The organism is Bacillus sp. P4_D3, from assembly GCF_056401855.1.
Genome location: NZ_JBFUIN010000798.1, coordinates 1 through 1,329, shown reverse-complemented (window position 1 = coordinate 1,329; position 1,329 = coordinate 1). Strand labels below are relative to the sequence as shown.

At 30.9% G+C, this 1,329-nt stretch carries 1 protein-coding gene and 2 pseudogenes; 1 reads left to right on the top strand and 2 read right to left on the bottom strand.

Annotated features, from left to right (window positions below):
• Positions 1–236, bottom strand: a pseudogene (locus AC1DTM_RS26795) (DUF975 family protein); the annotation flags it as partial.
• Between the two features lie 140 nt (positions 237–376).
• Positions 377–569, bottom strand: a pseudogene (locus tag AC1DTM_RS26790) (IS4 family transposase); the annotation flags it as partial.
• Positions 570–929: 360 nt separating this feature from the next.
• Between AC1DTM_RS26790 and AC1DTM_RS26785 the strand changes: the two are divergent.
• A partial coding sequence (locus tag AC1DTM_RS26785) for a DUF1801 domain-containing protein (protein WP_477001309.1) occupies positions 930–1,329 on the top strand: 400 nt, incomplete at its 3' end.

Here is a 1,329-nt window from a genome sequence, read left to right as displayed (position 1 = left end):
ATAATAATTTGAGATAAAATAACTCCAAAATTAAGTTTAGGTTCGCCATACGAATAATATACAAGGTTCTCAGGTCCTATAACATCTACAAATAAACCAAAAATTAAAAATACTACTATACCAATGAGATACATACTTGCTGCGGGAATGAGATAATTTAGGAATGTTGAACCTACTCCTAATCCCCAACGGCCCTTCAATGAAGATAAAGCCCCTTTTTTCAAATCACTAATCACCTTAGTTCCACCCTTCAATTTATTATATAAAAAGAATCCGCCCTAAAACTTCCACTTATAGGCAGTTCTTTTATTTAATCATATAAAAGCATAGATTAATAGTAAAATTATATTTTTAAGTGTTTATGCTCTTTTGCAACTCTTCCTTCTCCTACATAAACATGCAGGGACTTCCCACTCAATAGGTCATACTCTAATTGAATTTTGACTCCTACCGTATGACTACTTCCACCTGAGCCTTGATAATGTGAAGAAAACTTGAATTTGAAATGTTGTAGAATCTAGAATCCGAATTCGCTTAAAAATCGTGGTGTATTGATGAATTATTTCTTTTACAGAATGAAATTTCCTGTTAATTGGAAGGAATGTTTGTAAATTAAAGAAATTTAAAAACTAGGGAATAAATATTTTTGTTTTTTCTGAATTTTAACTTTTAAGTTAGAAGGGATGTCCCTCTACCTTTTTGTTTGTTATGTTTTTAAAATATAGAGGAAATTGCTACTATATGTTTCTAACTAACATTTTAGCACTAGATGAAACTTTGAAATAAAGTCGTACTGTTTATAAAGGTTCCCGACTAATGCGAGTTGATTATCAGATGTTGTTTTCTTAACTTGATAAACATGTATGGTGACCCMTATATTATAATTACCTATATGATATAACCGATATCAAAAAAGGAGTGTCTCTAATATGTACAAACTCAAAACAATAGAAACTAACAATAGTGTACTTGAGTTTATTGAAAGTGTTGAAAATCTTAACAAACGAGAAAGTGCCTATCAATTATTAGATATATTTACTGAAACAACAGGATATACAGCAAAGATGTGGGGACCTAGCATTATCGGATTTGGTACATACCACTATAAATATGAATCTGGTCATGAAGGCGATGCCCCATTAGTTGGCTTTTCTCCTAGAAAAGCCAAAATTAGTTTATATTTTACAACCGGTGACCCAAGACGAGAAGAACTATTGAAAAAATTTGGAAAGTACACGTCTGGAAAATCATGTATATATATTAATAAAGTAGCCGACATTGATATTCATGTTCTAAAAGCGCTAATCGAACAATCTGTAAGTTTTTTAA